A 238-nucleotide genomic window follows, 5' to 3' on the forward strand; every position below is an offset into this window, starting at 1 on the left:
TCAGCGCCAACCCGGGGCAACCTCTCAATGCGCTGGCTATTGTCGCCTCCGGGGGCGAGCTGTCGCGAATCAGACGGGCTATCCAAGTGATTTCCGCACAGACCTCCAGAGTACCCAGGCTGGTATTCGACGAGGTGGACGTAGGCTTCGGCGGGCCATCGGCGGAAATTGTCGGCCAACTTTTGCGCCGCCTGGGAGAGCGAGGACAGGTACTCACAGTGACGCACTTGCCGCATGT

At 61.8% G+C, this 238-nt stretch carries 1 pseudogene; it reads left to right on the top strand.

From position 1 onward, the window contains the following. Positions 1–238 (top strand): annotated as a pseudogene (locus ACFZPT_RS27015) (DNA repair protein RecN); the annotation flags it as partial.

It is taken from the genome of Pseudomonas sp. MD330_10 (assembly GCF_042610415.1).
GTDB classification, from domain to species: Bacteria; Pseudomonadota; Gammaproteobacteria; order Pseudomonadales; family Pseudomonadaceae; genus Aquipseudomonas; species Aquipseudomonas rhodesiae.